At 75.3% G+C, this 14293-nt stretch carries 11 protein-coding genes; 5 read left to right on the plus strand and 6 right to left on the minus strand.

Translation table 11 applies throughout. The annotated features are described in order from the left end of the window. Positions 1 to 78: 78 nt before the first annotated feature. Complete coding sequence (locus tag PUR61_RS07065) at positions 79 to 897, minus strand: SDR family NAD(P)-dependent oxidoreductase (RefSeq protein WP_329876780.1); 819 nt, start codon at positions 895 to 897, stop codon at positions 79 to 81. Positions 898 to 1112: 215 nt separating this feature from the next. Here PUR61_RS07065 and PUR61_RS07070 point away from each other — a divergent pair, with 215 nt between their 5' ends. The 3 genes from PUR61_RS07070 to PUR61_RS07080 all read left to right on the plus strand — a co-directional run bounded on the left by PUR61_RS07070 (position 1113) and on the right by PUR61_RS07080 (position 5132). After that, a complete protein-coding gene (locus PUR61_RS07070; protein ID WP_329876782.1) occupies positions 1113 to 1580 on the plus strand; it encodes a hypothetical protein in 468 nt (155 codons plus the stop codon). Positions 1581 to 1848: 268 nt separating this feature from the next. Further along, on the plus strand, positions 1849 to 3696 hold the full coding sequence (locus tag PUR61_RS07075; protein WP_329876784.1) for a hypothetical protein: 1848 nt from the start codon (positions 1849 to 1851) through the stop codon (positions 3694 to 3696). 302 nt (positions 3697 to 3998) lie between these two features. After that, positions 3999 to 5132, plus strand: a complete 1134-nt coding sequence (locus tag PUR61_RS07080; protein WP_329876786.1) for a serine hydrolase domain-containing protein — start codon at positions 3999 to 4001, stop codon at positions 5130 to 5132. Positions 5133 to 5218: 86 nt separating this feature from the next. Here the strand turns inward: PUR61_RS07080 and galK are convergent, their stop codons facing one another. The 5 genes from galK to paaK form a co-directional block, all read right to left on the minus strand. Next, complete coding sequence (gene galK / locus PUR61_RS07085) at positions 5219 to 6358, minus strand: galactokinase (RefSeq protein ID WP_329876788.1); 1140 nt, start codon at positions 6356 to 6358, stop codon at positions 5219 to 5221. Then, positions 6355 to 7521, minus strand: coding sequence for a galactose-1-phosphate uridylyltransferase (galT, locus tag PUR61_RS07090; RefSeq protein WP_329876790.1), 1167 nt, complete (start codon positions 7519 to 7521; stop codon positions 6355 to 6357). Before galT ends, galK begins: the two co-directional genes overlap by 4 nt. Before the next feature lie 235 nt (positions 7522 to 7756). Next, the gene (locus PUR61_RS07095) at positions 7757 to 9118 is read right to left on the minus strand and encodes an MFS transporter (RefSeq protein ID WP_329876792.1); all 1362 of its coding nucleotides are present in this window, start codon (positions 9116 to 9118) and stop codon (positions 7757 to 7759) included. A gap of 177 nt (positions 9119 to 9295) precedes the next feature. Beyond that, complete coding sequence (locus tag PUR61_RS07100; RefSeq protein ID WP_329876794.1) at positions 9296 to 9652, minus strand: ArsR/SmtB family transcription factor; 357 nt, start codon at positions 9650 to 9652, stop codon at positions 9296 to 9298. 123 nt (positions 9653 to 9775) lie between these two features. Continuing rightward, entirely contained in the window at positions 9776 to 11122 is a 1347-nt protein-coding gene (gene paaK, locus PUR61_RS07105) for a phenylacetate--CoA ligase PaaK (protein WP_329876796.1), read from the minus strand. A 396-nt stretch (positions 11123 to 11518) separates the two neighbouring features. Between paaK and PUR61_RS07110 the strand changes: the two genes are divergently transcribed. Then, positions 11519 to 12511 carry an ATP-binding cassette domain-containing protein gene (locus PUR61_RS07110; RefSeq protein WP_329876798.1) on the plus strand — a complete coding sequence of 331 codons (993 nt, stop codon included), beginning with the start codon at positions 11519 to 11521 and terminating at the stop codon, positions 12509 to 12511. A gap of 143 nt (positions 12512 to 12654) precedes the next feature. Beyond that, positions 12655 to 14280 (plus strand): hypothetical protein, encoded by a 1626-nt coding sequence (locus PUR61_RS07115; protein ID WP_329876839.1) that lies wholly within the window; start codon positions 12655 to 12657, stop codon positions 14278 to 14280. The last annotated feature ends 13 nt before the right edge of the window (positions 14281 to 14293 follow it).

The following is a 14293-nucleotide window of genomic DNA, read 5'->3' on the forward strand; positions in this document are numbered from 1 at the left end:
GTCCTGCCGGAACCAGGCTGAGGGAGGGGTCGGGCCGCCCCGGCGCGCCCGCGGCCCGGGCTGCACCCGGCAGCGGCGTCACCAGCTGCCGGCGACCGCCACCACGCCGCCGTCCACCACGAAGTCCTGCCCGGTGATGTAGGAGGAACGGGACGAGAGCAGGAAGGCCACCGTCTCCGCGATGTCCTCGGCCTCGCCCAGCCGGCCCAGCGGCACCTGTGCCAGCACGGCGTCCTTCGCGGACTGTTCGGTGATGACCGCGTCGAACATCTCGGTGACGATGTAGCCCGGGCTCACCGAGTTGACCCGGATGCCGCGCCCGGCGAACTCGCTGCCCAGGGTGCGGGCCAGGTTGTGGACGGCCGCCTTGGTCGCCGCGTACACCGGGGCGTTGGGCAGGCCGCGGTGGAGCGTCCAGGAGGCGTTCAGGACGACGGACCCGCCGCCGGCGGCCTCCAGCAGCGGCAGCGCGTGCTGGACGGTGAAGAAGACGCCCTTGAAGTTGACGTCGACGGTGTGGTCGAAGGACTTCTCGGTCACGTCGGTCGGCAGCTCGAAGATGCCGACGCCGGCGTTGGCGAAGACGCCGTCCAGCCGCCCGTGGCGCTCCCCCACGAGGTCGGCCAGGCGGGCCAGGTCGGCCGGCTTCGCGGAGTCGGCGCGCACGGCGAACACCCTGTCCCCGGACGCCAGTTCGGCTTCGGCCCGGCGCAGCCTGGCCTCGTCACGGCCGGTGATCACCACCTCGGCGCCGGAGGCGAGGAGGTGGCGGGCGGTGGCGAGGCCCATGCCGCTGGTCCCGCCGGTGATCAGCACGGTCCTGCCGTCGAATTCGCCGGCCGATCCGGGGGTGCGGTGGTCGTTGCGGTCGGTCCTGGTTCCGTCGTTCTCGGTCATGGCTCCACCTTCGCGGCCACCCGCCTGCCCCAACCAGGCCCGATCCGACCCTGGGTCCGGCAGGACCACCCTCGCCGCCCGGGCACGGGGTGACGCGGGACGGGTGACGTCGGACCCGGGTACTACACCGGGGTTGGCCCCCCGGTGCCACGACGGCGGGAGCACGGGGACGGGAGGGTGAGGACATCAGCCGCACGAGGGCGAGGAGCCCACCGATGTCCCCGATCCGCCGTACCGTCCGCCCCGCCCTCAGCACTGCTCTCCGCCCCGCCCTCCGCACTGCGGCCGGCGCCTTCCTGGCGCTGCCGGTGGGCCTGGCGGCGGTCGCCCTGACCCTGACCGGCCGACCCGGGCGGGCCGCCCACTGGCAGGGCCGGCTCTCCGGCGGCCGGGGGTGGACCGGCGGCCGGGTGCTGGGCCGCGCCGTGCTCGGGCTCCCGCTGGACGTGGCGGCCTTCGCGCTGATCGGGTACGCACTGTTCAACTCGGTCCGGAACTTCGGCTACCCGGTCTGGTACCTGGGCAGCGACTACCACCAGGCCTGGGGCGGCCCCACCATGGCGGGCGTCTGGGCGGTGCACGCGGGCGGGTGGCTGCTCTGCCTGGCCGTGCTGCTGCACTGGCCCGTGCGGTGGCTGGCGCGGGGTCAGCGGGCCGTCGGCCGCCGGATCACGGGCGAATGACCGACGGGTGACGGGCCGATCCGGGCGTCCGCCCGTGATCCGGCGGCCGCCGCCCCGGGGCACCCCGCCCTGCCCCTTCGGGAGCGGCTCCGACCGCCGGTCCCGCCCGCCGCACCTTCCGGATCCGCACGATCCACATATGCAGGTGAACGACATATATAGTCATCCTGCGTACGTGGGCCGCAGAGGCCCGCGCTACGGTTCGACGCACCCGCCGTACCCCGGGGAGCGGGATACGGCCAGGTCGGCCTGGGAGGAGCAGAGTTCGATGGGGCAGGTCACCACACCCACCGCGAGGACCGCGGGAGCGGAAGGGACGGCGGACGCCGCCGAGACGCCGCGGGAGACCCGGGACGGGTCCCCCGCCGCCGTACCGCCGACCGGACTCGCGGACCGGGCGATACGGCGGTTGGCGGTGCTCCGCCTCCGCCGCTGGTTCTGGCCCGCCGCGCTGGCCGCCGGGTACCTCGTCCAGGTCCTCTTCCGGCTCGTCCTCGTCCGGCACCTCGACTACCCGTCGGTCCACCCGGACGAGGAGTCGTACCTGATCCTGGCACGCGTCCTCGCGGGCCGCCCCACCACCGAGATGCCGGTCGGCGTGGTCATCCCCGGCGGCTACGCGCTGCTGATCTCCCCCGCCCTGCGGATCGCCGACGACCCGGTGACGGCGTACCACCTGGTCCTCGGGATCAACGCCCTGGTCAGCGCACTGGTCCTCCCGCTCGCCTACGCCGCCCTGCGGCGCCTCGGCCTGCAGCGCGGCGCCGCGTACGCCTTCGGCGCCGCCACCGCGCTGCTGCCGCCGGTGGTCTTCTACTCGCAGTTCGCGCTCACGGACGCCGTCCTGCCCGCGCTGATCCTCGCCTGGCTGCTCTGCCTGCACGGCTGGCTCACCGACGGGCCGGCGCGAGGCCGTACCCGGTACGCCGCCGGGGCGGGTGCCGCCGCCGCCTACGCGATGGCCACGCACGACCGCGGCGGCGTGGTCGTCGCCCTGACCGCCGCCGTGTTCGCCGGCGTCCTGCTGTTCCGCAAAGCTCCGTGGCGCACGGCCGTCGCCGGCCTCGGGGCCCTGGGGGCCGGCGCGCTCGGCACCGAGTTGCTGGCCCGTTGGCTGCACGCGCAGTTCACCGTCGAGGACAGCGACGTCGGCGGCTTCCTCTGGAAGGGCCTCACCGACCCGGAGGCCACCCAGCGGACCCTCACCAGGACAGCCGGCCAGATCTGGTACTTCACCGTCTCCACCTGGGGAATCGGCGGACTGGCCGTCGTCGCCTGCCTGTTCGCCGTGTTCAGCCGCCGCACGCCGCTCCCGCACCGCATCACCGGCGGCGTCCTGGTGGCGCTCCTCGTCGGCACCGCCCTGGCCTCCGCCGCGGCCCTTCCGGACGACGGGCGCATCGACAACTGGGTCTACGCCCGCTACACCTCCTACCTCGTGCCGGCGGCCTTCGTGACGGGCGTCGCGGTCGTCGCCCGCTGCGGCCGGCGCGCACTCGGCAGGTCCGCGGCGGCGACGACCGGGCTGATCGCGCTCCTCGCCGTCCTGGTGATCGGCTCGGCCGGCTCGAAGCTGCGGACCCAGGGCTTCGTGCTCTGGACGCTGCCGGACGTCTCGTTCCTCACCGCGGACTGGGGCCGGCTCTCCATGGTCCGGGCCAGCACGGCGGCACTCGTCATCTTCTGCGCCGTCCTCCTGATCCGGACCGCCGGGGGCCGCAGGGCCTTCTGGGCGGTCGGCGTCTCCCTGGTCCTGTTCGCCGGGTTCGCCACCGCGACGATCACCGAACGCGTCTCCCAACCGCACTCGGCCTGGCGCAAGCCCCTGGCCACCGGCTTCACCCACAGCGCGGGGCTGAAGCCCGACGACAGCGTCGTCTTCGTCTGGGACCTCGAATGGACCCTGCGCACCACCCAGACCTTCGAGGTCTACCGGGGCCGCGTCTGGTACCTCGACCCCCGCTGGCAGCCGCTCCCCCCGGCGGCCACCGCGGTCGTCACCCCCCTGCCCGGCCCGGGGCAGGAGCCCGAGGCCTACTGGCCCGCGCACCCCGCCGGCTGGTACGTCGACCGGACCGACACCCAGCAGAACTGGGCGCTTTGGCGCAAGCGTTGAGGCAGCGCCGCGGACGCTTCGAGGGCAGTCCCGGGGGTGCCGCACGCGCAGTCCCGAGACCGCTCCGAGGGCAGCCGGAGCCCCCTGCCGGGGGCATCGGGGGCCGCGGACACGGCGGAGGCCGTCAGCGGTCGTCGGACTGCTGACCCTAAGGGTCTCCCGCACGCCCCGCCTCCGGGGCGGGTCGTCCGCAGGGACGGTTTGTGCGCGGACGGACGGCCCGCAGGAACCCCCGGTGCCTGCGGGCCGTCCACGTGGTCAGGGGCGGGGGACGAGGGCTACGGACCTCAGGAGAGATGCACATGACTCGGCACAGCGCGCTTCGGCGCGGGGTGGGCGTTGCGACGGTGGCCTCGGCGGTGGTGCTCGGAACGGCCCTGCCCGCGGCGGCGGCCGGATCGGGACGGGGCGGGGCGGAACGCGACGGGACGGTGGCCGCGATGGAGGCGGCCGTGCGGACCGAGGGATTGCCCGGGATGATCGCCACGGCGACCCGTCCGCACGGGAGCCGGTCGGGGGCGGTCGGGACGGCCGACACCGCGACCGGGCAGCCGCGGTCGGCCCGGGAGCGGTTCCGGATCGGGAGCGTGACGAAGATGTTCGTCGCGACCGTCCTCCTCCAGCTCCAGGCGGAGGGGCGGCTCGACCTCGACGACGCCGTGGAGACGTGGCTGCCCGGGGTGGTGAGCGGGAACGGGAACGACGGCTCGGCGATCAGCATCCGGCAACTGCTCGACCACTCCAGCGGGCTGTTCGCCTACGACGACGACCCCGGAATGGCGGCGGTGCTGTTCACTCCGCAGTTCCTGAGCCACCGCTACGACACCTACACACCGGCGGAACTGGTGCGGCTCGCCGTGTCGCACCCGCCCGTCTCCGCGCCGGGGACGAAGCGCGAGTACTCCAACACCAACTACGTCCTGGCCGGGATGATCGTCGCCGAGGTGACCGGACGCCCGTACGGCACGGAGATCGAGCGGCGGATCATCCGGCCGCTGGGGCTGGGCGGCACCAGCGTGCCCGGCACCGCGACCGCCGTGCCACGGCCGCACGCGCGCGGCTACTCGAAGCTGTTCGGCGGCTCGCCGACGCCCGTGGAGACGACCGAACTCAACCCGTCGATGGCCGGGGCCGCCGGGGAGATCATCTCCACGACCGACGACCTCACCCGCTTCCTCTCCGCGCTGATGCGCGGACGGCTGCTCCCGCCGGCCGAGTTGGGCGAGATGCTCACCACGGAGGGCGCCGGCGGGCTCGGCATCGGCGGCGGGACGCTGTCCTGCGGGGTCACCGTCTGGGGGCACGACGGCGGCATCCACGGGTCGTCGACTCTCGCGCTGACCACCCGGGACGGCCGGCACGCCGCCGCGTTCAACGCCAACGCCGACTGGTTCACCGGCAAACTCAAGCTCGCCGAGGCCGAGTTCTGCGGCTGACCGGCAGCCGGGCCGCCGGCCTGCGGCGCAGCGCGGCGCAGCGCGGCCGGGCGGCCCGGCCGAGGGGCCGTCGGCCGGGCCGGGCCTCACGCCAACCGGCGGGCCCCCTCCGAGGGGATCACCGTGTAGAGGTGCGGCTCGGCATGGCCGGCGGCCGCGAACGCGGCGCCGACCTCCTTGGCCACCGCCTCCGCCACTCCCGTCTCCACCAGGGCGATCACCGAGCCGCCGAAGCCCCCGCCGGTCATCCGGGCCCCGAGGGCCCCGGCGGCGACGGCCGTGGCGGCGGCGAGGTCGGTCTCGGCGCAGGACACCCGGTAGTCGTCCCGCAGGGAGGCGTGTCCGGCGGTGAGGATCGGGCCGAGGGCGGCCGGGCCGTGCCGCTCCAACTCCGCGACGGCGTGCTCGACCCGCTCGTTCTCGGTCACCACGTGGCGGACCAACGGGCGCAGCTCGTCCGGGAGTTGTTGCAGTGCGAGCGGAAGGTCGAAACCCGAGAGGTCGCGCAGCGCCGCCACCCCGAGCAGGACGGCCGCCCGCTCGCAGCCCGCCCGCAGCGCGGCGTAGGCGCCGTCGGCGAGGTCGTGCTGCACCCGCGTGTCGATGACGAGCAGGGCCAGGCCCGCACCCGCGAGGTCGAGCGGGACGTGCCGGACGGAGAGGTCGCGGGCGTCCAGGTGGAGTGCGGCCCCGGCGCGACAGGCCATCGAGGCCATCTGGTCCATGATCCCGCACGGCACGCCGACGAACGCGTTCTCCGCCCGCTGGGAGAGCAGCGCGAGCCGGCGCGCGTCCAGGCCGAGCCCGTACAGGTCGTTGTAGGTGAGGGCGACCGCGCATTCGAGCGCGGCGGAGGACGAGAGGCCCGCGCCGGCGGGCACGTCGCTGTCGATCAGCAGGTCGGCGCCGCCGACGGGGTGACCGGCCTCCCGCAGGGTCCACACGACCGCAGCGGGGTACGCGGCCCAGCCCGCCACTCCGCCGGGCTCCAGCGCGGCCACGTCCAGCTCGACGATCTCGCCCGGGGTCCGGGAGGAGTGCAGGCGCAGCAGGGTGTCGGGGCGGCGGCGGGCCTGCACGCGGACAGCCTGCGGCAGGGCGATCGGCAGGACGAACCCGTCGTTGTAGTCGGTGTGTTCACCGATCAGGTTGACCCGGCCGGGCGCCGCCCAGGCGCCGTCGGGGGCGTGGCCGAACAGCTCGGCGAAGAGGGTGGTCGTGGTCATCGCTGCTCTCCACCGGTGGTGGACGCGACCTCCCGCAGACGCCGGGCGGCGTCCTCGGGGGCGACGTCGTTCATGAAGGCTTCCATGCCGGACTCGGTGCCGGCCAGGTACTTGAGCTTGTCGGCGGTCCGCCGGACGGTGAACAGTTCGAGGTGCAGGCCGAGTTCGTCGCCGCCGACAACCGGGGCCTGGTGCCAGGCGGAGATGTACGGGGCCGGGACGCGGCGTTCGCCGTCGCCGAAGAGGCGGTCGAAGCGGCGCAGCAACTCCAGGTAGATACCGGGGAGTTCTTCGCGTTCGGCTTCGTCCAGCCGGGTGAGGTCGGGGACCCTGCGGTGCGGGTGGAGGTGGACCTCGTAGGGCCAGCGGGGCGCGAAGGGGACGAAGGCCGTCCAGTGCTCGCCGGCGAGCACGACCCTCTCCCCGTCGGCGCGTTCGGCGGCGACGAGGTCCTCGAAGAGGTTGCGCCCGGTGGCGGCGCGGTGCCGGGCGGCCCGGTCGATCATGTGGGCGGTGCGCGGCGTGGTGAACGGCAGCGCGTAGATCTGGCCGTGCGGGTGGGCGAGGGTGACGCCGATCTCGGCGCCCCGGTTCTCGAAGCAGTAGACCTGCTGGACGCCCCCCAGGGCGGAGAGTTCGGCGGTGCGGTCGGTCCAGGCGTCGAGCACCAGCCGGGCGCGGTCCTCGTCGAGGTCGGCGAAGGAGGCGTCGTGGTCGGCGGTGAAGCAGACCACCTCGCAGCGGCCGGCCCCGGGGCGGGTGGCGTGCAGCGGGTCGCCGAGACTGGGTCGGACGGGGTGCGTGTCGGGGTGTCCGGCCAGCGAGGGGAACCGGTTCTCGAAGACCGCGACCTGGTAGTCCGAGGCCGGGATCTCGCTGAGCCGCCCGTCGCGCGAGGGGCAGAGCGGGCACTGGTCGGCGGGCGGGTGGTAGGTGCGGACCTGGCGGTGCGCGGCGACGGTCACCCAGGCGCCGGTCAGCGGGTCGAGCCGCACTTCCGAGGACGGCGCGGCGGCTTCGAGCGGCCGCCGGTCGACCGCGTCCCGGCCGGCGGGGGCCGCCCCGCGGTCGAAGTAGATCAGTTCGCGGCCGTCGGCCAGCGTGGCGGCGGTCCTGGTGGTCGAGCCGGCCAGGTCGGTCTCCCCGGTCACCGTTCCGGCCATGTCCTGCTCCCTTGCATGGAACTCCCCTTCAACAACATGGCCAAACAATATCGAACATTTACCAACACTGCTGCACCCATCGTCGCACGATCCGGTTTCACCTCGGGCAGGGGCCCGCGGCGAAGGCGCACGGACGGGACGCCCGGCGCGACGGGGCCCGCCGGTCAAGACGTTCCGCGCGCCAGGGGGCGAGGGAGGAGACGGGTAGCGCGGCCGGGCCCCCACGGCAAGACGCTCAACGCGGCAGCGACGCACCGGACGCGGGCCGGTGGCGGTGGACCGGCCGGACGGCCCGGGCCGGACCGGCGCTCACGCCGGGGCGAGCCGCCGTAACTGGGGCCGGGCCGGTGGCCGTGGCGGGCCGGGAGTCCCGGGCGGGGCGCCAGGCACGGACCGCCAGAAAGGCAGCGGCCAGGGCCAGGGCCGCGAGGGCGAGGACGGCGGCGGGGAGGCCCGCGGTGGCGCCGAGCCAGCCCGCCAGGGGGTAGGCGAGCAGCCAGCAGCCGTGCGACAGCGAGAACTGGGCGGCGAACGCGGCGGGCAGCTCCGCCGCCGGCACCGCGGCCCGCAGCAGCCGCCCGCCGGGGGTGAGGATCAGCGAGCCCGCCGCACCGAGGCCCGCCCAGACGGCGAGCAGCGCGGGCCAGCGCCACCCCCCGCCGCCCGTCGAGGTGAGGACCGCCAGGGCGGCGAGCAGCCCCGCGATGCCGAAGGCGGCCGGGACCATGACACTGCGGTCGGCCACCCGGTCCAGGACCCGGGGCAGCAGCAGCGCGACCGCCATCGACCCGCCCCCGTACGCGCCGAGCGCGATCGGCACGTCCCCGGCGGGGCGGCCGAGCTGGTCGCGGACGTAGACGACGGTGTTGACGATCACCATGGCGCCGCCGGCGGCGACCGCGAGGTCCAGGGCGAGCAGGGCCCGCAGGCGCGGGACGGAGAGGAAGAGGCGCAGTCCTTCCAGCGACCGGGCCGCGACGGACGGCGCCCGCGAGCCGCGCGCGCCGTCCACCGCCCCGCGCGCCGCCGCGACCGGCAGGATCACCGAGACCACCAGGACCGCCGAGGCGAGGAACCCGATCACCGTCCCCCAGAACAGCCAGCGGTAGCCGACTAGGGCGAGCAGGCCGGCGGCCAGGGCCGGGCTGACCAGGCTCTCCGTGTCGTAGGCGAGCCGGGAGAGGGAGAGCGCGCGGGTGTAGTCGCGCTCGTCGGGCAGCACCTCGGGGATCACCGACTGGAACGCCGGCGTGAACGTCGCGGAGGCCGCCTGGAGGACGAAGATCAGCAGGTAGACCTGCCAGACGCCGGTGACGAAGGGCAGTGCGAGTGCCACCGCCGCGCGGGCCAGGTCGGCCGCGACCAGCAGCCGCCGGCGGGGGATCCGGTGGGCGAGCACGGCGACGACCGGGGCGATCCCCACGTACGCCGCCATCTTGATCGCCAGGGCCGTCCCGAGCACGGCACCGGCCGAGGCACCGGCCAGGTCGTAGGCCAGCAGGCCGAGCGCCACCGTGGCCAGGCCGGTCCCGGCGAGGGCGACCACCTGGGCGGTGAGGAGGTGTCGGTAGGTGCGGTTGCGGAGCACGGAGAGCATGGGAACCCCGATCGACTCGACGCGCAGACGGGTACGGCGCGAACCAGGGACGTCCCCTTCAGGGTAGGACAACATGTGCATACGTGTGCACTCATTGGAGAGGAGGAGGCCGCCGCAAGCCCGGCACCCGGCCGGCGGGCCGTTCCACCGACCACTCCGGCCGATCTGCCGGCGGCTCTAGTCGTGCGGCGGCAGTCCGCTGATCTGGTGGTCGGCGACGTTCAGCGCCTCGTGCACCAGCCGCCTCAGGTGGCCGTGCCGCAGCGTGTACACCACCCGCCGACCGTCCTTGCGGGTGGCCACGAGGCCGGCCAGCCGCAGCTTGCTCAGGTGCTGACTCACCGACGGCCGCGCCGCGCCGCAGAACTCGGTCAGTGTCGTCACATCCGCCTCGCCCTCGCTCAGCCGCTGCATCAGGGCGAGCCGGGTCCGGTCCGCGAGCAGCGCCAGGACACCCGCGGCCACGTCGAGCCGCTCGTCCGTGCCGGACGCCTGCGACACGTGCGCACCTGATACCTGGAGGCTCCCGCTCATGGCCTCATCGTAGAGGGCGCGCGGCCCGCCCTCACCCGCCGTGAGGCCACTGATCCGCGCCGCACCGCACGCCGCACGCCGCTCCCGCACGGCCGCCGGCCACGGGGCGCGCGACCCACCCCCTCACTCCCCCCGGAGGTCGGCGACCCGGCGGATCTTGCCGACCGACCGCTCCAGGCTGTACGGATCCACGACCTCGACGTCCACGCTCACCCCGACCCCGTCCTTCACGTCGCGCGCGATCGCCGCCACCGCCGCCTCCCGCTGTCCGGGCCCGGCACCGGGCCGCGCCTCCACCCGGACGGTCATGTGGTCCAGGCGGCCCCGGCGGGTCAGCCGGAGCTGGAAGTGCGGCGCGACGGCCGGGGTCCGCAGGACGATCTCCTCGATCTGGGTCGGGAACACGTTGACCCCGCGCAGGATGATCATGTCGTCGCAGCGCCCGGCGACCTTGGCCATCCGGCGGAACGCGGGCCGGGCGGTGCCGGGCAGCAGCCGGGTGAGGTCGCGGGTGCGGTAGCGGATCACCGGCAGCGCCTCCTTGGTGAGCGAGGTGAGGACCAGCTCGCCGCCCTCACCGTCCGGCAGCACCCGGTCCGTGAACGGGTCCACCACCTCCGGGTAGAAGTGGTCCTCCCAGATGTGCAGGCCGTCCTTGGTCTCCACGCACTCCTGGGCGACGCCCGGACCCATCACCTCGGAGAGGCCGTATATGTCGACGGCGTGGAGGCCCGTCCGCCGCTCGATCTCCGCCCGCATCTCCTCCGTCCACGGCTCGGCGCCGAAGATGCCGACCCGCAGCGAGGTGGCCCGCGGGTCGACCCCCTGGCGATCGAACTCGTCGAGGAGGGTGAGCAGGTAGGACGGGGTGACCATGATGATCTCGGGCCCGAGGTCCTGGATCAGCTGCACCTGGCGCGCCGTCATGCCGCCCGAGGCGGGGATCACCGTGCAGCCGGCCCGTTCGGCACCGGCGTGCGCACCCAGCCCGCCGGTGAACAGCCCGTAGCCGTAGGCGATGTGCACCGTCTGACCGGGGCGCCCGCCCGCCGCACGGATCGAGCGCGCCACCACGTCGGCCCAGACGTCGAGGTCGTGCTCGGTGTAGCCGACCACGGTCGGGCGGCCGGTGGTACCGCTGGAGGCGTGGATCCGGCGCACCCGCTCCCTCGGCACGGCGAACATGCCGAACGGATAGGTGTCGCGCAGGTCCGCCTTGGTGGTGAAGGGGAACCGGGCGAGGTCGGCGAGGGTCCGGCAGTCCGCGGGCGCCACACCGGCGGCGTCGAACCTGCGGCGGTAGAGCTCGACGTTGTCGTAGGCGTGGTGCAGCGTGGCCCGCAGGTGCTTGAGCTGGTGCGCCTTCAGTTCGTCGGCGGTCATCCGCTCCCCGGCGTCCAGCAGCGCGTCCGGGAGCGGATCCCCCAGGCGCGTCCGCGAGGCGGCCGGACCGGTCCCACTGCTGCTCATCAGGTCTCCTCCGCACGGTGACGCCCGCCGCCCTGCCGCCCTGCCGCCCTGCCGTCCCGCCGTCCCGCCGTCCCGCCGTCCCGCCGTCCCGCCGTCCCGCCGTCCCGCCGTCCTGCCGTCCTGCCGCCTCGCCGCAGAGGGGAGGCGACCCGCAGGCGGGCCGACCGATCATTCGGTTGCCACCGGGCACGGCCATTGACTCAGTACCCGAACCACGTGTCAAGGCTCGCCGCGCAGGCCGGGACGGCCGACCGGGCCGGAGACCGGCAGCCGGGCCGGTTCGCCGCGATCCGCGTGCGGATCTCTGCCGAACGGCAGATGGCAGCGGCCCGCCGGTCCGGAAGGCTCGACCACGTCACCTTCCCCACCCTCCGACCGGCCGGGAGAGCGGAGCCCATGCCCCATCTCGCACACGAACCAGCACTCGACCTGATCGACGTCACCAAGGTCTACCGGGGCGGCCAGCGCGCCGTCGACGGCCTCACCCTCCGGCTCCGCCCGGGCCTGCTCGGCCTGCTCGGCCCGAACGGGGCGGGCAAGTCCTCGCTGATGCGGATCGTCGCCACCGTCACCCGGCCCACCGCCGGCCAGGTGCTCTACCGGGGCGCCGACGTCCTCGCCGAACCCGACCTTCTCCGCCGCCGACTGGGCTTCCTCCCACAGGATTTCGGCGTCCACCCGAACCTCACCGCACCCGCGTTCCTGGCCTACCTGGCCGCCGCGAAGGGCCTCCGGGCCCGCGCCGCCCGGGCCCGGATCGACGAGCTCCTCGCCCTGGTCAACCTGACCGGGGCGGTCCGGCGGCCGCTCGGCGCGTACTCCGGCGGCATGCTGCGGCGCGTCGGCATCGCCCAGGCGCTGCTCGGCGACCCGCAGGTCGTCGTCGTCGACGAACCCACCGCCGGGCTCGACCCGGAGGAACGGGTCCGCTTCCGCAACCTCCTGAGCACGCTCGCCACCGACCGTGTCGTGCTGCTCTCCACCCACATCGTCTCCGACATCGAGTCGGTGGCCGGGGACATCGCGGTCGTCGCGGGCGGCCGGCTGCTGCGCCGGGGCACCCCCGAGGAGTTGCTGGGCGACCAGGCCGGCCGGGTCTGGGAGGTGGCGGTCGACCCCGCGGCGGTGACCGCCGTCCAGGAGCGGTACGTGGTCAGCCGGATGGTGCGCACCGCCGACGGCCGGGTCCGGCTGCGGCTGCTCGCGGACGGCGCGCCGTCCGCCGACGCCGTGCCGGTCGCGCCGGACCTGGAGGACGCGTACCTGGCGCTGGTCCGCCCGACGGGCGCCGCCGGCGCTCCGGGCCGGGGCGCGGGAGCGTTCCCGGACCCGTCGTCCGGTCCGGTGGCCGGGCCGCACGGGCCGCACGGGCCGGAGGTGCGGCGGTGACGGGGCACGGCGGACGCGGCGGACGCTCCGGGCTCGGCGGCGGAGACGGCCCGGGCCTCGGGCTCCGCAGGGGCGGCGGGCAGGACCGGCGGCCGGGAAGAGACGGCCCGGTCGGGTCCGGTACGCCGGGCCGGCTCGCCCGGCTGGCTCTCGGCGACTTCCGGGACCGGGTCCGGCGCCCCGCCTACGCGGTGACCCTGCTCGCCGCCGTCGGCCTCGGCCTGCTCGCCGTCCCGCCCGCCGACGGGCACTGGGCGATCCTCGCCCTGGGCAGCCACCGGGGCGAGTACAACAGCGCGTACGTCGGCACGGCGACCGCACTCGCCGGGGCGCTCTGGCTCACCCTCGGCGGGTTCTACGTGGTCCGCAAGGGCCTGGGCCGCGACGAGGAGACCGGTGTCGGCCTGCTCCTCGCGGCCACCCCGCTGCGGACCGCCGACCTGCTGCTGGCGAAGTTCCTCGGCAACCTCCTCGTCCTCGGCTCGATGCTCGGCGTCCTCGCGCTCACCACGCCCGCCCTGCAGCTCGTCCGGGGCGAGGACCGGGCCGTCGACCCGCTCGCCCTGCTGACGCCGTTCCTGGTGCTGACGCTGCCCCTGCTGGCGATGACGGCGGCCGTGGCCGTCCTCTTCGAGACCGTGCCACTGTTGCGGACCGGCCTCGGGAACGTGGCCTGGATCGTCCTCGCACCGGCCCTGCTGATCGCCGGAGAGTCTCCCGGCGCGCCGTTCGGCGGGCTCGGTCTCGGCCCGGCCGCGGCGTCGCTGAGCGACGGTCTGGCGGCGCGGGGGGTCGAGCTCGGCGGCGAGGAGTTCAGCCTCGGCCTGACGAGGGTGGACGCGCCGCTGGAGCCGTTCCCGTGGGACGGCGCGGCCTTCGGGGCCGGGTTCCTGACGCAGCGGCTGCTGCTGGTCGTGCTCGCGGTCGGGGTCGCGGTGCTGCCCGCGCTCTGGTTCCACCGGTTCGACCCGGCGCGGGGCGCAGGCCGGGGCGCGGGCCGGGGCGCGGACCGCGGCGGTCGGGTGCCCCTCGGCACGGGGGCGGTCCCGGCCGGGCCGACCACGCCGGCCGCACCCGCCGGCGCCCCCGTCCCGGCACCGGCACTGCGGCCCCTTGTCGGGACGGGGACGACGGCCGACGGATTCGGCAGCGGGTTCGGCGCCGGGTTCGGGCGCCTGCTCGCCGGAGAGGTCCGGATCCTGTTCGGCGACACCTCGCGCTGGTGGTGGCTGGGCGCCGCCGTCCTCGGCCTCGTCGGGCTCGCGGTCCCGCCCGAGGTGGGCGTCGGCGTGCTGCTCCCGGCCGCCTGGGTCTGGCCGGTGCTGCTCTGGTCCCGGCTGGGCAGCCGGGCGGCCGAGTACGGGCTTGAGGTCCTGCTCGGCGCCTACCCGGCCGCCCGGTCGAGGCTGGTGGCCGAGTGGGCCTCGGGCGTGGTGCTCACCGCCCTGGTCGGCGCGGGGGTGCTGGTCCGCCTCGTCGCGGCCGGCGACGCCGACGGGACGGCGGCCTGGGCCGCGGGCGCCCTGTTCGTCCCTTCGCTGGCCCTCGCGCTGGGTGCGCTCTCCCGAACCCACCGGCTGTTCCAGGCGCTCTACCTGCCGCTCTGGTACCTGGTGGTGAACCAGGTCGCCGCGCTGGACTTCATGGGAACCGTCCGGCGCGCGGGTCAGCCGGCGGGGCCCTCCCCGCTGCTGGTCGCCGCGGCGGCACTGGTCCTGCTGGGCGTCGCGCTGCTGACCTCCTCGGCCCGGCGCGCCGCCCGCGCCTGATCCGGCGGCGGCC

Source organism: Streptomyces sp. BE20 (assembly GCF_036322525.1).
GTDB lineage: Bacteria > Actinomycetota > Actinomycetes > Streptomycetales > Streptomycetaceae > Kitasatospora.